This window comes from Pseudomonas sp. UFMG81 (assembly GCF_015354575.1).
Classification (GTDB): domain Bacteria; phylum Pseudomonadota; class Gammaproteobacteria; order Pseudomonadales; family Pseudomonadaceae; genus Aquipseudomonas.
In genome coordinates, this window is sequence record NZ_JACAFQ010000009.1 from 100,071 (window position 1) to 120,502 (window position 20,432).

Annotated in this window: 16 protein-coding genes and 3 pseudogenes; 9 read left to right on the forward strand and 10 right to left on the reverse strand. The window is 63.7% G+C overall.

Annotated elements, in window-relative coordinates:
• The first annotated feature begins 31 nt into the window (after positions 1 to 31).
• The 7 genes and pseudogenes from dinG to pdxH all read left to right on the forward strand — a co-directional run bounded on the left by dinG (position 32) and on the right by pdxH (position 7,490).
• A complete protein-coding gene (gene dinG, locus IX761_RS09585; RefSeq protein WP_194789354.1) occupies positions 32 to 2,176 on the forward strand; it encodes an ATP-dependent DNA helicase DinG in 2,145 nt (714 codons plus the stop codon).
• A 104-nt stretch (positions 2,177 to 2,280) separates the two neighbouring features.
• Positions 2,281 to 2,778, forward strand: a pseudogene (locus IX761_RS27540) (beta-agarase); the annotation flags it as partial.
• Positions 2,779 to 3,737: 959 nt separating this feature from the next.
• A pseudogene (locus tag IX761_RS27545) lies at positions 3,738 to 3,845 on the forward strand (hypothetical protein); the annotation flags it as partial.
• Positions 3,826 to 4,479 (forward strand): annotated as a pseudogene (locus IX761_RS27550) (beta-agarase); the annotation flags it as partial. The pseudogenes IX761_RS27545 and IX761_RS27550, both read left to right, overlap by 20 nt.
• Positions 4,480 to 4,603: 124 nt before the next feature.
• Entirely contained in the window at positions 4,604 to 5,749 is a 1,146-nt protein-coding gene (locus IX761_RS09595; RefSeq protein ID WP_194789356.1) for a serine hydrolase domain-containing protein, read from the forward strand.
• 99 nt (positions 5,750 to 5,848) lie between these two features.
• Positions 5,849 to 6,823, forward strand: a complete 975-nt coding sequence (locus IX761_RS09600) for an OmpA family protein (protein ID WP_194789357.1) — start codon at positions 5,849 to 5,851, stop codon at positions 6,821 to 6,823.
• 19 nt (positions 6,824 to 6,842) lie between these two features.
• Entirely contained in the window at positions 6,843 to 7,490 is a 648-nt protein-coding gene (gene pdxH / locus IX761_RS09605; protein WP_194789358.1) for a pyridoxamine 5'-phosphate oxidase, read from the forward strand.
• Between the two features lie 45 nt (positions 7,491 to 7,535).
• Here pdxH and IX761_RS09610 read toward each other — a convergent pair whose 3' ends face one another.
• The gene (locus IX761_RS09610) at positions 7,536 to 7,766 is read right to left on the reverse strand and encodes a hypothetical protein (RefSeq protein ID WP_194789359.1); all 231 of its coding nucleotides are present in this window, start codon (positions 7,764 to 7,766) and stop codon (positions 7,536 to 7,538) included.
• A gap of 148 nt (positions 7,767 to 7,914) precedes the next feature.
• On the opposite strand from IX761_RS09610, the gene IX761_RS09615 reads away from it, so the two are divergent.
• On the forward strand, positions 7,915 to 8,379 hold the full coding sequence (locus IX761_RS09615) for a glycine zipper 2TM domain-containing protein (protein ID WP_194789360.1): 465 nt from the start codon (positions 7,915 to 7,917) through the stop codon (positions 8,377 to 8,379).
• Positions 8,380 to 8,442: 63 nt separating this feature from the next.
• Here IX761_RS09615 and nhaA read toward each other — a convergent pair whose 3' ends face one another.
• From nhaA to IX761_RS09655, 8 genes are all read right to left on the reverse strand, one after another.
• Positions 8,443 to 9,618 (reverse strand): Na+/H+ antiporter NhaA, encoded by a 1,176-nt coding sequence (gene nhaA, locus IX761_RS09620; protein WP_194789361.1) that lies wholly within the window; start codon positions 9,616 to 9,618, stop codon positions 8,443 to 8,445.
• A 215-nt stretch (positions 9,619 to 9,833) separates the two neighbouring features.
• Positions 9,834 to 11,444 carry an NAD(P)/FAD-dependent oxidoreductase gene (locus IX761_RS09625; RefSeq protein ID WP_194789362.1) on the reverse strand — a complete coding sequence of 537 codons (1,611 nt, stop codon included), beginning with the start codon at positions 11,442 to 11,444 and terminating at the stop codon, positions 9,834 to 9,836.
• A gap of 103 nt (positions 11,445 to 11,547) precedes the next feature.
• The gene (locus IX761_RS09630) at positions 11,548 to 12,222 is read right to left on the reverse strand and encodes a COG3650 family protein (protein WP_194789363.1); all 675 of its coding nucleotides are present in this window, start codon (positions 12,220 to 12,222) and stop codon (positions 11,548 to 11,550) included.
• 187 nt (positions 12,223 to 12,409) lie between these two features.
• Positions 12,410 to 13,111 carry an ABC transporter ATP-binding protein gene (locus tag IX761_RS09635; RefSeq protein ID WP_194789364.1) on the reverse strand — a complete coding sequence of 234 codons (702 nt, stop codon included), beginning with the start codon at positions 13,109 to 13,111 and terminating at the stop codon, positions 12,410 to 12,412.
• Positions 13,112 to 13,879 carry a high-affinity branched-chain amino acid ABC transporter ATP-binding protein LivG gene (livG, locus tag IX761_RS09640; protein WP_084856089.1) on the reverse strand — a complete coding sequence of 256 codons (768 nt, stop codon included), beginning with the start codon at positions 13,877 to 13,879 and terminating at the stop codon, positions 13,112 to 13,114.
• Entirely contained in the window at positions 13,876 to 15,132 is a 1,257-nt protein-coding gene (locus IX761_RS09645; protein WP_194789365.1) for a high-affinity branched-chain amino acid ABC transporter permease LivM, read from the reverse strand. The genes livG and IX761_RS09645 overlap by 4 nt, the downstream gene beginning before the upstream one ends.
• A complete protein-coding gene (gene livH, locus IX761_RS09650; RefSeq protein ID WP_194789366.1) occupies positions 15,129 to 16,052 on the reverse strand; it encodes a high-affinity branched-chain amino acid ABC transporter permease LivH in 924 nt (307 codons plus the stop codon). The genes IX761_RS09645 and livH overlap by 4 nt, the downstream gene beginning before the upstream one ends.
• 236 nt (positions 16,053 to 16,288) lie before the next feature.
• A complete protein-coding gene (locus tag IX761_RS09655; protein WP_194789367.1) occupies positions 16,289 to 17,404 on the reverse strand; it encodes a branched-chain amino acid ABC transporter substrate-binding protein in 1,116 nt (371 codons plus the stop codon).
• A gap of 360 nt (positions 17,405 to 17,764) precedes the next feature.
• Here IX761_RS09655 and IX761_RS09660 point away from each other — a divergent pair, with 360 nt between their 5' ends.
• Positions 17,765 to 18,070 (forward strand): DUF2288 domain-containing protein, encoded by a 306-nt coding sequence (locus tag IX761_RS09660; RefSeq protein WP_194789368.1) that lies wholly within the window; start codon positions 17,765 to 17,767, stop codon positions 18,068 to 18,070.
• Positions 18,071 to 18,230: 160 nt separating this feature from the next.
• Here IX761_RS09660 and IX761_RS09665 read toward each other — a convergent pair whose 3' ends face one another.
• Positions 18,231 to 20,411 (reverse strand): hypothetical protein, encoded by a 2,181-nt coding sequence (locus IX761_RS09665; RefSeq protein ID WP_194789369.1) that lies wholly within the window; start codon positions 20,409 to 20,411, stop codon positions 18,231 to 18,233.
• Between the last annotated feature and the right edge of the window lie 21 nt (positions 20,412 to 20,432).

Below are 20,432 nucleotides of genomic sequence, written 5' to 3' on the forward strand. Positions count from 1 at the left end.
ATATATCCAGCCTTCCGGGCGCCCGCAGACCATGATCAGCAACGAACTCAAAGCCACCATCCAGGGCGCCTACTCGCGTTTCCTCGAAGCCAAAAGCCTCAAGCCACGCTATGGCCAGCGCCTGATGATTGCCGAAGTGGCCAAGGTGCTCGGTGACATCGCCTGCGACGATGAAGGCCGACGCAGCGGCGAACCCGCCGTGGTGGCGGTGGAGGCCGGTACCGGTACCGGCAAGACCGTCGCCTACGCCCTCGCCGCTATTCCGGCCGCCAAGGCCGCCGGCAAGCGTCTGGTGATCGCCACCGCTACCGTGGCGCTGCAGGAACAGATTGTGCTCAAGGACTTGCCCGACCTGATGCGCAACAGCGGGCTGAACTTCAGCTTCGCCCTGGCCAAGGGCCGTGGCCGCTACCTGTGCCTGTCCAAGCTCGACATCCTGCTGCAGGAAGGCCACGCCCAGTCGGCCACCGCCCAGTTGTTCGAGGAAGAAGGCTTCCATATCGAAGTCGATGAGCGCAGCCAGAAGCTGTTCAACAGCATGATCGAGAAGCTTGCCGGCAACCGCTGGGACGGCGATCGCGACAGCTGGTCCGAAGCCGTCGAAGACCAGGACTGGGCGCGCCTGACCACCGACCACAGCCAGTGCACCGGCCGTCACTGCCCGAACTTCCAGCAGTGCGTGTTCTACAAAGCCCGCGAAGGCATGGGCAAGGTCGATGTGATCGTCACCAACCACGACATGGTCCTGGCCGACCTGGCGCTGGGCGGCGGCGCCGTGCTGCCCGACCCGCGCGACACCATGTACGTGTTCGACGAAGGCCACCACTTGCCGGACAAGGCCATCGGCCACTTCGCCCACTATTCGCGCTTGCGCTCCACCGCCGACTGGCTGGAGCAGACCGCCAAGAACCTCACCAAGCTGCTGGCCCAGCACCCGCTGCCAGGCGACTTGGGGCGCTACATCGAGCAGGTACCGGAGCTGGCCCGCGAGGTACGCACCCAACAGCAGTTCATGTTCACCCTCTGTGAGCAGGTCGCCGACTTCCGTGCCGGTGAAGACATGGAGGGCCGCGACCGCCCACGCTACCGCTTCGAAGGTGGCGTGGTGCCCGAGCAGATCCGCGAAGTCGGCATCGAACTGAAGAAGGGCTTCGCCCGCCTCAATGACCTGTTCACCCGCCTGGCCGACCTGCTCAAGGAAGGCATGGACGGCGAGAACAACATCGGTATCGCCAGCCACCAGGCCGAGGAGTGGTACCCGCTGTTCGGCAGCCTGGTCACCCGTGCCCAGGGCAACTGGGAGCTGTGGACCGCGTTCACCGCCGAAGACCCCGAAGACAACCCGCCCATGGCTCGCTGGCTGACCCTGGCCGAGACCGGCGCGTTGTTCGATATCGAAGTCAACGCCAGCCCCATCCTCGCCGCGGAGATGCTGCGCAAGAGCCTGTGGAACGTCGCCTACGGCGCCCTGGTGACCTCGGCGACCCTTACCGCGCTGGGCAAGTTCGACCGCTTCCGCATGCGCTCGGGGCTGCCGCGCGATGCGGTGCAGTGCGTGGTGCCCAGCCCGTTCGTGCACGGCGATGCCGGCCTGCTGCGGGTACCCGACCTGGGGGCAGACCCGCGGGATGCCACGGCGCACACCGCATCCATCATCCGTGAGCTGCCGAACATCGTCGAAGGTGCGCGCGGCGCGCTGGTGTTGTTCTCCTCGCGCAAGCAGATGCAGGACGTGTTCGACGGCCTGGACCGCGACTGGCGCAAGCTGGTGCTGATCCAGGGCAACCTGTCCAAGCAGGAGACGCTCAACAAGCACAAGGCGCGGGTCGACGACGGCCAGCACAGCGTGCTGTTCGGCCTGGCCAGCTTCGCCGAGGGTGTCGACCTGCCGGGTGCCTACTGCGAGCACGTGGTGATCGCCAAGATCCCCTTCGCCGTACCCGATGACCCGGTCGAGGCCGCGCTGGCCGAATGGATCGAGGCCCGCGGCGGCAACCCGTTCATGGAAATCGCCGTCCCCGACGCTTCGTTGCGCCTGATCCAGGCCTGCGGCCGCTTGCTGCGCACCGAGCAGGACCGTGGCGTCATCACCTTGCTCGACCGGCGCCTGGTCACCCAGCGCTATGGCAAGGCTATCCTCAATGCGCTGCCGCCATTCCGCCGGGAAATCGGCTGAGCGCCGGAGCAAGACGCCTTCCCCGTTGTCCATACTCGATCGTGAGCCCATGACGGGCTCTGAAGGAGAGCCACCGCCCTATGATCCGCCGTACCCTGCCTGTGATGTTCTCCCTGTTGTTCAGCGCGCCATTGCTGGCCGGGCAACAGACGCTGTTCAGTTTCGTGCGCCCAGCCTCGGTGGTGAACGTGACCACCCAGGACGCCACGTTGCCGCAGTACAACGCGGAACAGACAGCCGAGGGCGAGGTATTGCGGCGGGTGGTGTTCAACCCGGTGGCGCAGCCGACGTTGCGCCTTGCCCCGCAAAGCGGTGCCTGGGACTGGTCCGCCGGCCAGGCGCTGGCGTTACGCCTGCAGAGTGGCATGGACTGGGCACTGACCGTCGACGTGACGATACAGAGCAGCGACGGGCGCACCCTGACCAGTCGCATCGACTTGCCGGCGGGGCCGGCGCAGACGGTGATGATCCCACTCAAGGCCAGCTCGCCGCTGAGCCAGGGCATGCGCGCCGGGCCGCCCATGCCCTGGGTTCACGAAGGGCAACGGCTGTTGCTGACCAGTAGCGCTGGGGCGGTTGGCCTCGACCAGGTCACCTCGATCAGCTTGAGCATCCCCAGCCCCAAGGTGGCCCAGAGCCTGTTGATCGAAAGGGTTGGCCTGCAGGATGACGACCTGGCGTTCAAGGCCGCCTACAGCGGCTTGATCGATACCTATGGACAATCCACCCGTGGACGCTGGCCGGAAAAGATCGCCAGTGACGACCAGCTCAAGGCCGGCGACAGCCGCGAACAGGGGCAACTCAAGGCCTGGCTGGCCGAGCGCGACAAGCTCGGCCTGGATGCCTATGGCGGCCTGCTGGCCGGGCCGGCCTTCGAGGCCAAGGGTTTTTTCCGCACCGAAAAGCGCGATGGGCGCTGGTACCTGGTGACGCCGGACGGCCATCCGTTCTACTCGCTGGGGGTCAACGCCGTAGCGCCCGATGGTGGGCGCACCTACGTCGCAGGCCGCGAGGACATGTTCACTGGCCTGCCGGCGAGCAGCGAGGCACTGGCCGCGTTCTATGGCGAAGGCAACAACGACGATGGCAATGCCTCGTCCCAAGGGCGCAACTTCAAGCAGGGGCGTTGGTTCGACTTTTATGCCGCCAACCTCCAGCGCACCTATGGCAAGCCGTGTGCACAGGAGGCGGCTGAATGCCCGCCACCGGCCTTGGATACCCAGCGCTGGCAAGCCCACACTCTCGATCGCCTGCAAGCCTGGGGCTTCAATACCCTGGGTAACTGGAGCGAGCCCGCACTCGGCCAGGCCAAACGCATGCCGTACACCCTGCCGCTGTCGATTGTCGGCGACTATGCCAGCATCAGCACCGGCATGGACTGGTGGGGGCGCATGCCCGACCCGTTCGACCCACGCTTCGCCATGGCCACCGAGCGCGCCGTGGCCATTGCCGCTCGCGATCACCGCGACGACCCTTGGCTGATCGGTTATTTCGCCGACAATGAGCTGGCCTGGGCGGCGCCGGGCGATGACCCCAAGGCCCGCTACGGCCTGGCCTACGGCACCTTGCGCCTGACCACCGACGTGCCGGCCAAGCGCGCGTTTCTCAAGCAGCTGCGCGACAAGTACCGCAACCAGGACGGCCTGTCGAAGGCCTGGGGCATCGAGCTGAGCGCCTGGGAGCTGATGGAAGACCCGGGCTTCGAGGCCCCGCTACCCGACCCCGAGCACCCGGAGATCGAGCGTGACTACCAGTACTTCCAGCAGGTGTTCGCCGAAACCTATTTCAAGACCATCGCCGATGCGCTGAAGTGGCATGCGCCCAACCATCTGCTGCTGGGTGGCCGCTATGCCGTAAGTACGCCGGAGGCGGTGAAAGCCTGCGCCGAGTTCTGCGACGTGCTGAGCTTCAACTTCTATACCCTCAAGCCCGAGGATGGCTACGACTTCGCCCGCCTGGCCGAGCTGGACAAGCCGGTGCTGGTCTCCGAATTCCAGTTCGGTTCCCGCGATCGCGGCCCGTTCTGGCCTGGCCCACTGGAAGTGGCGCGCGAAGAAGACCGCGGGCCGGCCTATGGCAACTTCCTCAAGGCGGCCCTGGCCCAGTCGATGATCGTTGGCGCGCACTGGTTCCAGTACCTCGATCAACCGGCCAGCGGGCGCCTGCTCGATGGCGAGAACGGCCACCTCGGGCTGGTGGCCATCACGGACGTCGCCTATCAGGGCTTTGTCGAAGCGGTGCGGCGCAGCAACCTGCAAGCCGTTGGTCAGTTGCGCAAGGCGCTGGACAAACCTGCGCCATGACTGGGCTGCTGGCTCGGGACAGAGATATTTGGTAGCGACCACCGAGCCACATTCAGTAGGCAAACGCGCCAACTACTGAAACAATGCACGCCTTTTCCAGCAAGGTCGTACGGAGAGCAGGCGGGTGCAGATCCAGGGTCACTATGAGCTGAAGTTCGAGGCGGTGCGCGAGGCATTCGCCGCGTTGTTCGAAGATCCCCAGGAGCGTGGCGCGGCGCTGTGCATCCAGGTCGGCGGCGACACCGTGGTCGACCTGTGGGCCGGCAGCGCCGACAAAGACGGCCGCGAGGCCTGGCACAGCGACACCATCGCCAACCTGTTCTCCTGCACCAAGACCTTCACTGCCGTCACCGCCCTGCAACTGGTGGGCGAGGGCAAGCTCGACCTCGATGCACCGGTTGCGCGCTACTGGCCTGAGTTCGCCCAGGCCGGCAAGGAGCAGGTCACCCTGCGCCAGTTGCTCAGCCACCGCGCCGGCTTGCCGGCCATCCGCGAGCTGCTGCCGGCCGAGGCGCTGTACGACTGGCAGGCGATGGTTGACGCGCTGGCTGCCGAGGCGCCCTGGTGGACGCCCGGTAGCGAACACGGTTATGCCGCCATCACCTATGGCTGGTTGATTGGTGAGCTGATCCGCCGCGTCGATGGGCGCGGCCCGGGTGATTCGATCGTCGCGCGTACCGCAAGGCCGTTGGGCCTGGACTTCCATGTCGGCCTGGCCGACGAAGAATTCCACCGCGTGGCGCACATCGCTCGTGGCAAGGGCAACCCCGGCGATGCCGCGGCCCAGCGCCTGCTGCAGGTGACCATGCGCGAGCCCGAGGCGCTGTCGACCCGTGCCTTCACCAACCCGCCGGCCATACTGACCAGCACCAACAAGCCCGAGTGGCGGCGTATGCAGCAGCCGGCAGCCAATGGCCATGGCAATGCGCGCAGCCTGGCGGGCTTCTATGCTGGCCTGCTCGACGGCAGCCTGCTCGAATCCGAGCTGCTCGATGAGCTGACCCGCGAACACAGTATCGGCCAGGACCGCACCTTGCTGACCCAAACCCGCTTTGGGCTAGGCTGCATGCTAGACCAACCCGATGTGGCCAATGCCACCTTCGGCCTCGGCAAACACGCCTTTGGTCACCCGGGCGCCGGCGGATCGGTCGGTTTCGCCGACCCCGAACATGACGTCGCCTTCGGCTTCGTCACCAACACCCTTGGCCCCTACGTGCTGATGGATCCGCGCGCGCAGCACCTGGTGCGAGTACTTGCCAGCTGCCTTTGATCGGCTGGCGCGGGTATTGCCCGAAGCCTTTGACTATTCTCAGTGCCTAACGCTGAAAGGTGTGGGTAGAATTTCTTTCAATTTCATGGTGTATCGCTGATGTCTTCACATAAAACCTTAGCACTTGCCCTGTGCCTGACCATGACTGGCTGCGCCAGCCACTCCCAGGACAGTGCCAAAGAGGGTGGCCTGAACTGGTGGCCGTTCGGTTCGGATAAAGTCGCCGACAAGGAAGTGAAAGCGGCCGTCACCGAGAACGTCGCCAAGGCCGACGCCAAGTCCGAGAGCGACAGCCGCTGGTGGTGGCCGTTCGGTAGCGACGACAAGAAAGCCCAGGCCGCAGCGGTACCGAAGATCGACCAGAAGGCCACCCAGGCCTGGCTCGACCAGTACGAGCCGAAGGTGCGTGAAGCCATCAAGGGCAGCAAGTTCGAGCTGGAGCGCCGTGAAGACGTGCTGGCGGTGACCATCCCGGTCGACGGCTCCTACAACCCGGACCGTCCCAACATGCTGTTGCCGGTCACCCTGAGCCCGATCACCCAGGTCGCCAAGGCCATCGAAGCCGACAGCAAGACTGCCATCCTGATCCTCGGCCATGGCGACAGCAGCGGTGCGACCGCCGCCACCCAGAAGCTCAGCCTCGAGCGTGCCGCCTCGGTGTCGGCGATCTTCCGCCTCAGTGGCCTGCAGCGTGACCGCCTGATGCTCAAGGGCATGGGCTCGTTGATGCCACGCGCCGCCAACGACAGTGCTCCAGGCCGTGCGCTGAACCGCCGTGTCGAACTGCTGCTGACGCCACAGAACACCATGGTCGCGCTGCTGGCCAAGTACCAGCAGGCAGCTCCGGCACCCGCTCCGGCAGCCATGGTCGCTACCCAGGACGCCAAGCCTGTAGAAGCCAAGCCGGCTGCCAAGGCTACTGCCAAGCCAGCCGCGAAGAAGCCCGCGGCGAAAGCCAAGGCACCGGCCAAGACCACCGCCGCCAAGAAAAAGACCGCGCCGGCCAAACCGGCCGCGAAAAAGCCGGCCACCGACAAGAAAGTCGCCGCCAACAGCCCTGCGAAGACCAACTGATCGTCAAGGAAACGCAGCCATGACCCAATCCCTGGCCGATATGCGCCGCGACTACACCCGTGATGGCCTGGCCGAAGCCCAGGCCCCGGGTGAGCCGTTCGCGCTGTTCCACCAATGGTTCGCCGACGCGGTGAAGACCGAGCAGTTGCCGGTGGAAGCCAACGCCATGACCCTGGCGACGGTCGACGCCGACGGTCGCCCGCATTGCCGGGTGCTGTTGCTCAAGGCCCTCGATGCGCGTGGCTTCACCTTCTTTACCAACTACGACAGCGCCAAGGGCCAGCACATCGCGGCAAACCCGTTCGGCGCCATGACCTTCTTCTGGCCGGCGCTGGAGCGCCAGGTACGGATCGAAGGGCGGGTGGAGAAGGTCACGGCCAAGGAGTCGGACGATTACTTCCAGGTGCGCCCGCTGGGTAGCCGACTGGGGGCCTGGGCATCGCCGCAGAGCCGAGTGATTGCTGGACGCGAAGAGCTGGAGGGGCTGGTCAAGGCCACCGAGGCGCGTTTCTCCGATAGCCAACCCCATTGCCCCGAGCACTGGGGCGGCTATCGTTTGCTGCCCGAGCGAATCGAGTTCTGGCAGGGACGGGCCAGCCGTCTGCATGATCGCCTGAATTATCGGTTGGTCGACGGCCAGTGGCAGCGCGAGCGCCTGGCACCGTAACGAAGAAGGGCCGCAATGCGGCCCTTTTGCTTGCTGGCAAACAGCTTATCGATACTGCGCCGCTTCCCGCTCCAACCACGCCGCCAGCGCCTTGCGTTTGACCTTTTCTGTCCGCGCCCGCTCCAGCAACTGGAGCATGAATGCTTGCTTCGCCGGATCGTCCCCCGCCAGCGACAGCGCCAGGTCCCGGTCCATCCAGCGGCGCATGCGTACATACAGCCACCCGTGAAAATACAAGCCTGCGGCTGTCGCAACGACAACGATGAAGTAATCCATGGCTATTCTTGGTCTCACCTGTACGCCCGCAACACAGCCAGTGGCGGCTGTACCTGAGCTGAATGAAAACAATTTTATAACGTTTGCGCCGTGACACCTGTCAAGGCGAGGCGTCTAATGAGCACCTGAAACTTTTGGAGATATACCCATGCGTAAATCCGCTTTGCTGCTGGCCAGCTTCACCACCGTGTCGCTGCTGCTGGGCGGCTGCCAGTCGTCGCTGACCGGCGACAGCTACTCCCGTGACGAGGCCCGTCGCGTGCAGACCGTGCGCATGGGTACCATCGAATCGCTGCGTCCGGTCAAGATCGAAGGCACCAAAACGCCGATCGGCGGTGGCGCTGGCGCCATTGTCGGCGGCGTCGCCGGTAGCGCCATCGGCGGTGGCCGTGGCAGCATCGTTGCCGCCGTGATCGGCGCAGTAGCCGGCGGCCTGGCAGGTTCCGCCGCCGAAGAAGGCCTGACCCGCACCCAGGGCGTCGAGATCACCGTGCGTGAAGATGACGGCAGCACGCGTGCCTATGTGCAGCAAGTGCAGCAGAACGAGATCTTCCGCGTTGGTGAGCGCGTGCGCATCATGACCGTCGATGGCACCAGCCGCGTCACCCACTGATCGCCAGGCAAAAAGAACCCCGACACGGCATGGCCGGTCGGGGTTTCTTTTTGCCTGCTCGCTTTAGCTGAGGGCGGGCTTGCGGCTGGCCATGGCCGTGATCAGGTAACCGACCACTGCGGCGAAGAACGAGCCGGTGAGAATACCCATGCGGTCCATGCCTGCGTAGTCGCTGCTACCGGGTACGAAGGCCAGGGAACCGACGAACAGGCTCATGGTGAAGCCGATGCCACAGAGGATCGCCACCCCGAGCACCTGGCCCCAGTTGGCGCCGGCTGGTAGTGCCGCCAGGCGCAGCTTGACGGCGAGCCAGGTGAGACCGAACACGCCGACCGTCTTGCCGGCCAGCAGGCCAAGGGTAATGCCCATGGGCACGGGGTGAGTGAAGCTCTCTAGCGTCACCCCGGCCAACGAAACCCCGGCGTTGGCGAAGGCGAACAGCGGCAGGATGGCGTAGGCGACCCAAGGGTGCAGCGCGTGTTCCAGGCTCAGCAAGGGCGAGGTTTCGGCGTGCTTGGTGCGCAGCGGAATGCACAACGCCAGGGCCACGCCGGCCAGCGTGGCGTGCACGCCACTCTTGAGCACGCACACCCAGAGGATCAGGCCGATCACCAGGTAGGGGCCCAGCTTGACCACACCCAGGCGATTCATGGCCAGCAGCGCCACCAGGCAGGCACCGGCCAGCATCAGTGACAGACTGGAAAGCGTGCCGGAGTAGAACAGGGCGATGACGATGATCGCACCCAGGTCGTCGATGATCGCCAGGGTCATCAGGAACAGCTTCAGCGACACGGGTACACGCTTGCCCAGCAACGCCAGCACGCCCAGGGCGAAGGCGATGTCGGTGGCGGTGGGGATCGCCCAGCCGGCCACGGCGGCCGGGTTGTCGCGGTTGATGAACCAGTAGATCAGCGCCGGCACCACCATGCCGCCGATGGCTGCGGTGGCGGGCAGGATCACCTGTGAGGGCTTGGACAGGTGGCCGTCGACCACCTCGCGCTTGACCTCCAGGCCGATGAGCAGGAAGAACAGCGCCATCAGGCCGTCGTTGATCCACAGCAGCAGGGGCTTGGCGATTTGCAGGGCACCGACCTGCACGGCGACCGGCACTTCGAGCAGGCCGTTGTACAGGTAGGAAAGCGGCGAATTGTTGATGATCAGGGCCAGCACGGCGGCGGCGATCAGCAGCAGGCCGCTGGCAGCTTCCAATTGGAAGAAACGAGCGAAGAGGCTACGCACGGGTGAGGGCTCTCCAGTAGCTGGGTTGAAACGGGCGTACACCCTAGCGCGTGAAGATATGCTTTAAAACAAAAACTATATTCTTTTTTGTTATATGTTGTTGCCGGGTCGCTCCCAGCCCGTAGGAGCCAGCCTTGTTGGCGAACGGTGCCACCGCCAATAGCGGGCTGGCCCTTGTTCGCCAGCAAGGCTGGCTCCTACAGGGGGAGGGGCGCTCAGTTCAAACCGAGCATGTCCCGCGCTACAGCTTCGGCGATGCGGATGCCGTCGACACCGGCGGACAAGATACCACCGGCATAGCCAGCACCTTCACCCGCCGGGAACAGGCCCTTGAGGTTCAGGCTCTGGTAACTGGCGTCACGGGTGATGCGCAGCGGTGAGGAGGTGCGCGTCTCGATCCCGGTCAATACCGCGTCGTGCAGGTTGTAGCCCTTGATCTGGCGGTCGAAGGCCGGCAATGCCTCGCGGATTGCCTCGATGGCGAAGTCCGGCAGGCTTGGCGCCAGGTCGCAGAGAGTGACGCCCGGCTTGTACGAAGGCTCGACGCTGCCCAGCGCCGTGGACGGGCGCCCGGCCACGAAGTCACCAACCAGCTGCGCCGGTGCCTGGTAGTTGCTGCCGCCCATGACATAGGCGTGGGCTTCCAGGCGCTCCTGCAGTTCGATGCCGGCCAGCGGGCTGCCCGGGTAGTCGCGTTCCGGGTCGATGCCGACGACGATACCCGAGTTGGCGTTGCGCTCGTTACGCGAATACTGGCTCATGCCGTTGGTGACCACGCGGCCTGGCTCGCTGGTGGCGGCGACCACGGTACCGCCTGGGCACATGCAGAAGCTGTACACCGAACGGCCGTTCTTGGCGTGGTGCACCAGTTTGTAGTCGGCGGCGCCGAGTTTCGGGTGGCCGGCATACTTGCCCAGGCGCGCCTTGTCGATCAGCGACTGCGGGTGCTCGATACGGAAACCGACCGAGAACGGCTTGGCTTCCATGAACACGCCCTTGGCATGCAGCATGCGGAAGGTGTCACGGGCGCTGTGGCCAAGGGCGAGCACCACATGGCGCGAGAGCAGCTGTTCGCCGCTTTGCAGCACCACGCCGGTCAGTTGCTCACCGTCGACCAGCAGGTCGGTGACCTTCTGTTCGAAGCGCACTTCACCGCCAAGCGAGATGATCTCTTCGCGCATCTTCTCGACCATGCTGGTCAGGCGGAAGGTGCCGATGTGCGGCTTGTTGATGTAGAGGATCTCTTCCGGCGCGCCGGCCTTGACGAACTCTTCCAGCACCTTGCGGCCATGGTGCTGCGGGTCCTTGATCTGGCTGTACAGCTTGCCGTCGGAGAAGGTCCCGGCGCCGCCTTCGCCGAACTGCACGTTGGATTCAGGGTTGAGCACACTCTTGCGCCACAGGCCCCAGGTATCCTTGGTGCGCTGGCGCACTTCCTTGCCGCGCTCGAGCACGATCGGCTTGAAGCCCATCTGCGCCAGCAGCAGGCCGGCGAAGATGCCACAAGGGCCGAAACCGACCACGATCGGGCGCGCCTGCGGGGCGGTTTTGGCGTGGCCGACGAACTTGTAGCTGACATCCGGCGCTACGCTGATCTTCGGATCGTCGGCGAACACGCGCAGCAGTTCGTCTTCGTTGCTCGCTTCCAGATCGATGGTGTAGATGAACAGCAGTTCGCTGTTCTTTTTGCGCGCGTCATAGCTGCGCTTGAACAGGGTGAAACCGAGCAGTTGCTCATCCGCGATGCCCAGGCGCTGGACGATGGCCGCGCGCAGCTCTTCGTCGGAGTGGTCCAGGGGCAGCTTGAGTTCGGTGATTCGTAGCATGGCAGGGTCCAGTATCCCGGCCATGGGCGGCCGGCGGCTTTACACAAACCGCCAAGTATAAGCTGTTCGCCGCCCCGACTGGCAGGATAAAAACACCCGGCGATCAGAGGTCGCGGGCACCGCCGTAGTAGGCGCAGCCCTGCAGGGTCTTGCCATCGATGCGCAGCTCGGCTTTGAGGTGGCGGATGGCACCGGTGGCCACGTCGACGCAGCGTTGTGGCGCGACCCACAGTTCGACGCGCTGGCCATTGGCTTCACTGGACAGGCTCAGGCCACCGCCAGGCAGTTCTTCTTCAAGGAACGGCAGTGGCAGGGGTTCCTGGCCTACACGGTTGAGGACCATGCCCTTGCCGCTGGCCTTGATGTCCCAGTCTGGCTCGTGGCCGCTGGCGCGCAGGGTCAGTTGCTTGAAGTTGGGGTCTTCGCAGCCGTGGGCGGTGGGCTCCAGGCGATACAGCCGGGTCACCTCGATCTGCCCGTCGGTGTTGGCCTGCTTGCTCCCGGCCAGGCGGCCGCGCACATCGGCGAACAGCTTGTCGGCGGCATCGTCGGCCAGGTTGGAGGCCTCCTGCAGGATGCCGGTGGCGCCAGCATCGTTGATCACGAAGCGGCGGCTTTCATTGCAGGGCTTGAACAGCAGGTGGCCGCCACCGGCGCTCAATTCGCCCTGCATGCGCGTGGTGCCCAGGTTCGGGTCGACCGGTTTTTCGGCCAGCATCTGGCAGCCGGCGAAGAGGGGCAGCAGGGTGGCGAGCAGCAGGGGAGGGGTGAGGCGCATCGGGCGGGCTCCGGGGAACTGTGCAAAAGAGCTGGCCACGTTACTCAGGGTAAGCAGGGATCACAAGGCCCCATCGCGGGGCAAGCCCGCTGCCACGCTGTGGGAATGACTGGCGTGGGTGCGGGCTTGCCCCGCGATGGGGCCATTACAGACACCAAAAAAAAGGGCCCGAAGGCCCTTTGATCATTCAACCGCCGAGATACGCGTCGCGCACCTTCGGATCGGTCAGCAACGCTTCACCGGTACCCTGCATCACCACCTTGCCGTTTTCCAGCACATAGGCGCGGTCGGCGATCTTCAGCGCCTGGTTGGCGTTCTGCTCCACCAGGAACACCGTCACGCCATCGCGGCGCAGTTGTTCGATGATGTCGAAGATCTGCTGGATGATGATCGGCGCCAGGCCCAGCGAGGGTTCGTCGAGCAGCAGCAGTTTGGGTTTGCTCATCAGCGCCCGGCCGATGGCCAGCATCTGCTGTTCGCCGCCGGACATGGTGCCGCCACGCTGGATATAGCGCTCCTTCAGGCGCGGGAACAGATGCAGGACCTTGTCCAGCTGCTCCTGATAATCGCCCTTGTTGGTGAAGAACCCGCCCATGGCCAGGTTTTCCTCGACGGTCAGGCGGGCGAACACGCGGCGGCCTTCCGGCACTACCGCGATGCTCTTGCGCATGATGTGCGAGGAGCTCTGGCCGACCAGCTCTTCGCCCAGGTACTTGATGCTGCCGCTGTGGGCCTGAGGCGAACCGCAGAGGGTCATCAGCAGCGTCGACTTGCCGGCGCCGTTGGCGCCGATCAGCGTCACGATCTCGCCCTGGTTGATCTCCACGTTGACGCTGTGCAGCGCCTGGATCTTGCCGTAGAAGGTGGAAACGTTCTCGAACTTCAGCATTTACGCCTCCCCCAGGTAGGCCTTGATCACATCAGGGTTGCCGCGAATCTCTTCCGGCGTGCCGTCGGCCAGGGGCGTGCCCTGGTTGATCACCACGATGTGGTCGGAAATGCTCATCACCAGTTTCATGTCGTGCTCGATCAGCAGCACGGTCACGTTGTGGGATTCGCGCAGGTAGGCGATGAGGGCCTTGAGGTCCTCGGTCTCCTTGGGGTTCAGGCCGGCGGCCGGCTCGTCGAGCATGATAATGCGCGGTTGCGTCATCATGCAGCGGGCGATTTCCAGGCGCCGTTGCTGACCATAGGCGAGCGTGCCGGCGGTACGGTTGGCGAACTCGGTCAGGTTGACCTTCTCCAGCCAGTACTGGGCGCGCTCCATGGCCTCCTTTTCGCTGCGGCGGAAGCTTGGGGTCTTGAACAGGCCGGCGAAGAAGTTGGTGTTGAGGTGGCGGTGCTGGGCAATCAGCAGGTTCTCCAGCGCGGTCATTTCCTTGAACAGGCGCACGTTCTGGAAGGTCCGCACCACGCCCTTGCGGGCGATCTGATGGCCGGCCAGGCCCTGGATGGGCTGGCCGTCGAGCAGGATGGTGCCGCCGCTGGGCTTGTAGAAACCGGTCAGGCAGTTGAACACGGTGGTCTTGCCGGCACCGTTCGGGCCGATCAGTGCCACCACCTGTTTCTCTTTCACGGTCAGGCCCACGCCGTTGACCGCCAACAAGCCGCCGAAGCGCATGCTCAGGCCGCTGACTTGCAAGATTTCGCGGCTCATCGAGGCAGCTCCATGTGCGGACGTTGCATAGGCAGCAAGCCTTGCGGACGCCAGATCATCATCAACACCATCAGCGCACCGAACATCAGCATCCGGTATTCGCTGAACTCACGCATCATCTCGGGCAGCAGGATCATCACGATGGCCGCGAGAATCACGCCCAACTGCGAACCCATGCCACCCAGCACGACGATGGCGAGGATGATCGCCGACTCGATGAAGGTGAACGACTCCGGTGTCACCAGCCCTTGGCGGGCGGCGAAGAAGCTGCCGGCGAAACCGGCGAAGCAGGCACCCAGGGTGAAGGCCGAAAGCTTGATCACGGTGGGGTTCAGGCCCAGCGCGCGGCAGGCGATCTCGTCTTCACGCAGCGCTTCCCAGGCACGGCCGATCGGCATGCGCAGCAGGCGGTTGATGACGAACAGCGCCAGCAGTGCCAGCAGCAGGGCGACCAGGTAGAGGAAGATGACCTTGTTGATCGAGTTGTACTGCAGCCCGAAGAACTCGTGGAAGGTCTGCATCCCCTCGGCGGCCTTGCGCTCGAAGGTCAGGCCGAAGAGCTCCGGCTTGGGGATGTTGCTGATGCCGTTGGGGCCGCCGGTCCAGTCGGTGAGGTTACGCAGGAACAGGCGAATGATCTCGCCGAAGCCCAGCGTCACGATCGCCAGGTAGTCACCACGCAGGCGCAGCACCGGGAAACCGAGCAGGAAGCCGAAGGTGGCGGCCATCAGGCCGGCGATCGGCAGGCACACCCAGAAGCTCCAGCCCAGGTAATGCGAGAGCATCGCGTAGCTGTAGGCGCCGACGGCGTAGAAGCCGACGTAACCCAGGTCAAGCAGGCCCGCCAGGCCGACCACGATGTTCAGGCCCAGGCCCAGCAACACGTAGATCAGGATCAGGGTGGCGATGTCGACCGCGCCGCGCGAACCGAAGAACGGCCACACCAGTGCCGCGACGATCAGGCCGATGATGACGTAGCGCTGGGTCTTGGGCAGGGTGAGGTAGTTGCTGACGGCCGGCGGGATCAGCTTGCGATCCGAACGGCGGCCCATCACTGCGCTCCACTGCCTGTCGAACAGCACGCGCAGGAACATCAGCACCGAGCAGACGGCGATGATGCTGATGGTGAACGACCCTTGGCTGTGCACGATCAGGCTGATGCCATCGATGCTCAGTTTCAGGCCCAGCACCGGGAAGGCCACGGCCCACACCAGCAAGGCGCTGAAGAACGCCTGTTTGAGATTTCTGTTCATACTTTTTCAACCTCCGGGCGGCCCAGGATGCCGGTCGGCCGGAACAGCAGGACAAGAACCAAAAGACCGAATGCCACCACGTCCTTGTACTGGTCGCCGAAGATGTCGGCGCCGAACGCTTCGGCCACGCCCAGCACCAGCCCGCCGAGCATGGCGCCCGGGATGCTGCCGATGCCGCCCAATACCGCCGCGGTGAAGGCTTTGAGGCCCACCAGGAAGCCGGCGTTGGGGTTGATCACCCCGTACTGCATGCTCAGCAGCACGGCCGCCACCGCCGCCAGCGCGGCACCGATGACGAAAGTCAGGGCGATGATGTTGTTGGTGTTGATGCCCAGCAGGTTGGCCATCTTGATGTCCTCGGCGCAGGCGCGGCAGGCGCGGCCCAGGCGGGAACGGGAGATGAACAGGGTGAGGCAGGTCATGGCGATGAGGGTCACCACGAACACCAGGATCTGCATGTAGCTGATCAGGACCTCTTCAGCGCCGCCTGGCCCGAAAGAGATGCTCCCGGGGATCAGGTTGGGGATGGATTTGTCCTTGGAGTCCTGCGACAGCAGGACGGTGTTCTGCAGGAAGATCGACATGCCGATGGCGGAGATCAGCGGGATCAGCCGGTTGCTGTTGCGCAGCGGCCGGTAGGCGACCCGTTCGATGCTGTAGCCATAGGCACTGGTGACGCAGATCGTGGCGACGAAGGCCACGGTCATGAGGATGGGCAGCGAATGGATGCCCATCATGGCCAGCCCGGCGAGGGCGATGAAGGCCACGTAGCTACCGATCATGTACACCTCGCCGTGGGCGAAGTTGATCATGCCGATGATGCCGTACACCATCGTGTAACCGATGGCGATCAGCGCGTAGGTACTGCCGATGGTCAATCCGTTAACCAGTTGTTGGAGGAAATGGTAGATCTCAGGCATTACAGCGCTCCTAAAAACCTGATTTGCATTTCACTGGTGGGGGATGACCCCGGCCCATGTTCTCGTGGTCTTCGCCACGTGATCTTGTGCGGGCACTGCCAGGAAACCGCGGGTGACGGTTTTAAGATTTTCAGGTGGACCGGCCCCCGGATCGCGGGGATCAGGCCCATAGAACCTCGTAAAACAAAGCCCACTGCTCGCACAGTGGGCTTCTCGGTCAGCTATTAGTCACGCAGTTACTGAGGAGAGACTTCGGTCTTCGGCTTGCCGAAGTGCCATTCGTAGACCACGAACTTGAAGTCCTTCAGGTCGCCTTTGGCGTCGTACGACAGGTCGCCGGTCGGGGTCTTGAAGGTGCCGGCGTGGATGGCGGCTGCCACCTTGTCGGTGTCTTCGGACTTGGCTGCCTTGATGCCTTCGGCGATCAGTTCCACAGCCGAGTAGGCCGGGAACACGAACGGGCCGCTTGGGTCTTTGCCGTCGGCCTTGATGGCGTCGACGATGGCCTTGTTCGCAGGGTCGGCGTCGAACGATTTCGGCAGGGTGACCAGCAGGCCTTCGGAGGCGCCCTGGGCGATCTGCGAGATGGAGTCGTTACCCACGCCTTCCGGGCCCATGAACTTGGCTTTCAGGCCTTTTTCTTGCGCCTGGCGCAGGATCAGGCCCAGCTCTGGGTGGTAGCCGCCGTAGTAGACGAAGTCGACGTTGTTCTGCTTGAGCTTCTGGATGATCGAGGAGAAGTCCTTGTCACCGGCGTTCAGGCCTTCGAAGACGGCAACCTTGGTGCCTTTGCCTTCGAGCGTGGTCTTGACCGCGGTGGCGATGCCTTCACCGTACTGCTGCTTGTCGTGCAGTACCGCAACCACTTTCGGTTTGACGTGGTCGGCGATGTAGTTGCCGGCAGCCGGGCCCTGGGCGCTGTCCAGGCCGATGGTGCGGAACACCAGCTTGTAGCCACGGGCAGTGATTTCCGGCGAGGTGGCGGCGGGGGTGATCATGATCACGCCTTCGTCTTCGTAGATGTCCGACGCAGGCTGGGTGGAGCTGGAGCACAGGTGGCCGATGACGAACTTGACGCCGTCGTTGACCACTTTGTTGGCGACGGCAACGGCCTGTTTAGGGTCGCAGGCGTCGTCGTATTCCTTGGCTTCGAGCATCTTGCCATCGACGCCGCCCTTGGCGTTGATGTCCTTGATGGCCTGTTTGGCGCCGACGAACTGCATGTCGCCGTATTGAGTCACCGGACCGGTTTTTGGACCGGCGATGCCGATCTTGATGGTGTCGGCGGCAAACGAATGGCTGGCAACCCCGGCCAGGACCATTGCGGCGAACAGCTTGGAAATCTTGATCATAGTGCTCCACTCATTCTGTTGTAATTCTTATAGTCCTGGAGGCCAGGGCTACAGACCGGGCGGGATGTGCGGCTGGCTACGCCTGACCGCAACCCCACCTTCCCCCGGAACATGTCCCGGAAACTGTACCGGTACAGTGTAGAGCGCCGCCCGAGCGCTTGAAAAGCGGGTGAAAAGCGTCTGTTTCCTGGGGTGTCGCCTGGTCGACATAAAAATACAGAAAAGCGCCATCACTTTGCCTGTACTCTCGGCCCCACCCCACAACTTCGGGCCGAATCGACCAAATTACGTATTTGAAACCGGGTTTTTCTGCAAAAATGCCGGCCTTTTTTGTTGGCCGATCTTTGCGCAGGTAAACCCATGACTGATCAAGTAAGCACCCTCTATGCCAAATTGCTCGGCGAGACTGCCGTCATCGAGTGGAAAGCCCTGGAGCGTTTCTGGGCCAAGGGTGACCTGATTTGGGTCGACCCCTGCCTCGACCTGGTCGTCGTTGCCGAGGCGATGGCCGAGAATCGCAGCGAGATCTTCGCCAAGTGGCGCAGTGATGGCACTGTCGGGCCGGTTTCCACAGAGCAGGCAATGGACCTGCAAACCCGCGATCCAGAGATCTGGGCGGTGGTGGTTTCGCCGTTCATCGTGATTCAGGAAAAGAAAGCGGAATAAGCACGCGCTTTTTTAGTGCGCGAAATCACCCAGGCGCATCGCGATGGTGCGCGTTGACGCTCACGTAAGGTGGAAGTAAGTAACAACGGCGGGGTGATTCGGCGGGGCGGTAACAGTTTACGGCATGCGTAATGGGGCCGCGGAGCGGCCCCAAATGGTTTCAGTAATCCACGCGCCCGGTGTGGCTGTTGAGCGAGATGACCCGGGTCTTGCCGATACGGTGACGGAAGATCTCGCGCAGGTATTTCACCGCCTTCTTCACGCACTCGCGCGACAGGCGAATGTCGTTGATCGAGACGAAGCGGCTCTTGTCGTTGATCAGCTCGCGGTACTTCTTCTCATACATCGGTTTGATCGCGTACCAGTTGGTGTCGAGGATCTTCGCCGGGTTCTCGAACTCGTTGAGCAGGTCGTCGATGCGGTCCTCATCGAAGTGCTCGCTGGTGATGAACTCGAGGATGGCGTTGTCCATGGTGTCGTCGAACCGGTACGGATTGCGCGCGAAGCAGCGCTTGATGAACGCCACGATCAGGGTCAGGAAGTCGTCCGACAGGCACGGGCTCTTGGCGATCAGGGTGGTCAGCGACAAGTTGGCCGAGGCACCGATCACCAACGCGTAGCGCTTGAGCGTGGTGTTGGGGAACAGGCTGTTGAGGTGGGTCTTGAGCCGGTTCAGGTCCATGTAGGACAGCTTGTAGTCCTTGGGCAAGGAGACGATCGACACCACCGACGAGCAGTTCTTGAAGAAGTGCAGGTCGTGCAGGGCCGCGGCGTCGTAGCCCGAGGCCTGGTACTGCTCGAGCGCGGCGCGGTAGCGGCGCGATTCGATCGGCAACAGGCTGATGCCTTCGATGGCCTGGGTTTGCTTGTTGAAGTGCGGCAGGTCGATGGAGCGGAAGAACAGGTCGTCGATGTCCAGCCGCGGTTGCTCGCGTTCGAACACCTTGAACTTTTCCGACCCGGCCGGAGGGATTTCCGGTACCACCGATTCTGCGTAGGCGATGGCCACGGGGCCGGCCAGGCTCATGAACAGGTCGTTGGCATCCAGGCGAATGGTTTCGCCGATGTCGATGCCGGCGCGGCGGAAGTAGTTCTGGTCGTAGTCGGTGGTCACCGCCTGCGCCGTGAGGATGTTGAAGATCTGCTGGGAGATGTACTGGTTGGCGTGCTTCTCCATGGCGTTGACGTCGATGTTCTGGATCGTGCCGTCATCGCTTTCTTCGGCGTAGCGCATGATGTCGTTGGAGATCAGCATCATCGCGTTCCACGGGCGGATGCGGCCCATGACGCTGGCTTCGCTGCTGTCTTCGTTATCGAAGTTGTACGAGAAGTCCCACTCTTCCGACAGGTACTTGCACAGCAGCCGCCCGGCGTTGATGTGCAGGGCCTCGGACATTTCGCTGCGGTGGTCGGAGGCATTCGGCAGCACGCAGATGCCGCTGGTGAAGATCGGCTCGAAGACGAACGAATGCCCGCTCTTGCCGTCGTTCTCGTCGGCTGGCTTGGTATCGAAGGTCTTGTTCATGTACGAGTACTGCTGGGCCAGGCCAAACTCCGAGGCCATGCCCGAGCCGGTACCGCCGCCGGCGCTGAAGATGTAGAAGTACAGGCGCGACTGGTTGGCCTTGATGCCGCAAGAGTCGATCAGGTACGAGTGGATCAGCTTCCAGTCGGCGCTGGAGAAACGCTGGGTATCCTTGTTTAGGATGATCTTGGCCAGGTACTGGCCGAGGATCGGCGCGTTGCCGGCGCCGCCGGCGTGCACCTCGGACAGGTCCATGATCTTCATCTTGCTGTAGTCGCGCAGGAAACCGCCGCGCTCGCCCTTGCGCGAGAAGCGGATGCGCCCGGCGATGTCCTTGTCCAGGTCGCCCAGCATCACCAGCGGCTCGACCAGGAACACAGGCTTGGCACCCTTGTTCTGCACCAGGCGCAGGTTCTGGCGGATCCAGCGCGCAGGGCTGTAGCCGCCTTCACCCTTGAAGCGATCCTCGTTGTTGAACTCGTTGAGGAAGAAGGTGCGGGCGTTGTACACCAGCTCCGCCACGTCCAGCGCAATGTTCGAGCCGCAACGGCCCAGGCCAATCAGGCACACCGACGGGAACTGCTGCTCCAGGCGCAGCTGGTCTTCGTCTTCCACGTGCAGGTTGCGTGGGAACACCAGGTCGCGCAGGCCGTCGAGGTTGTCGAGGATGCGCTGGATGTCCTGTTCGGTGAAGTAGAGGTACTGCGCCGGTGTGCTGCGGGCCGCCGGCAGGTCTCGAGCACCGCTTGCGGTCAGCGAAGCGGGAAGGAGCGTCGACTCGGGGACCGCATTGGCAGAAGTGTTCGTAGAGGTCATAGTGCGCCATTTGCCTGGGAG

Coding starts and splice junctions, on each gene's coding strand:
- dinG (WP_194789354.1), top strand. CDS start 32: ATGATCAGCAACGAACTCAAAGCCACCATCCAGGGCGCCTACTCGCGT.
- IX761_RS09600 (WP_194789357.1), top strand. CDS start 5,849: ATGTCTTCACATAAAACCTTAGCACTTGCCCTGTGCCTGACCATGACT.
- pdxH (WP_194789358.1), top strand. CDS start 6,843: ATGACCCAATCCCTGGCCGATATGCGCCGCGACTACACCCGTGATGGC.
- IX761_RS09610 (WP_194789359.1), bottom strand. CDS start 7,766: ATGGATTACTTCATCGTTGTCGTTGCGACAGCCGCAGGCTTGTATTTT.
- IX761_RS09615 (WP_194789360.1), top strand. CDS start 7,915: ATGCGTAAATCCGCTTTGCTGCTGGCCAGCTTCACCACCGTGTCGCTG.
- IX761_RS09625 (WP_194789362.1), bottom strand. CDS start 11,444: ATGCTACGAATCACCGAACTCAAGCTGCCCCTGGACCACTCCGACGAA.
- IX761_RS09630 (WP_194789363.1), bottom strand. CDS start 12,222: ATGCGCCTCACCCCTCCCCTGCTGCTCGCCACCCTGCTGCCCCTCTTC.
- IX761_RS09635 (WP_194789364.1), bottom strand. CDS start 13,111: ATGCTGAAGTTCGAGAACGTTTCCACCTTCTACGGCAAGATCCAGGCG.
- livG (WP_084856089.1), bottom strand. CDS start 13,879: ATGAGCCGCGAAATCTTGCAAGTCAGCGGCCTGAGCATGCGCTTCGGC.
- IX761_RS09645 (WP_194789365.1), bottom strand. CDS start 15,132: ATGAACAGAAATCTCAAACAGGCGTTCTTCAGCGCCTTGCTGGTGTGG.
- livH (WP_194789366.1), bottom strand. CDS start 16,052: ATGCCTGAGATCTACCATTTCCTCCAACAACTGGTTAACGGATTGACC.
- IX761_RS09655 (WP_194789367.1), bottom strand. CDS start 17,404: ATGATCAAGATTTCCAAGCTGTTCGCCGCAATGGTCCTGGCCGGGGTT.
- IX761_RS09660 (WP_194789368.1), top strand. CDS start 17,765: ATGACTGATCAAGTAAGCACCCTCTATGCCAAATTGCTCGGCGAGACT.
- IX761_RS09665 (WP_194789369.1), bottom strand. CDS start 20,411: ATGACCTCTACGAACACTTCTGCCAATGCGGTCCCCGAGTCGACGCTC.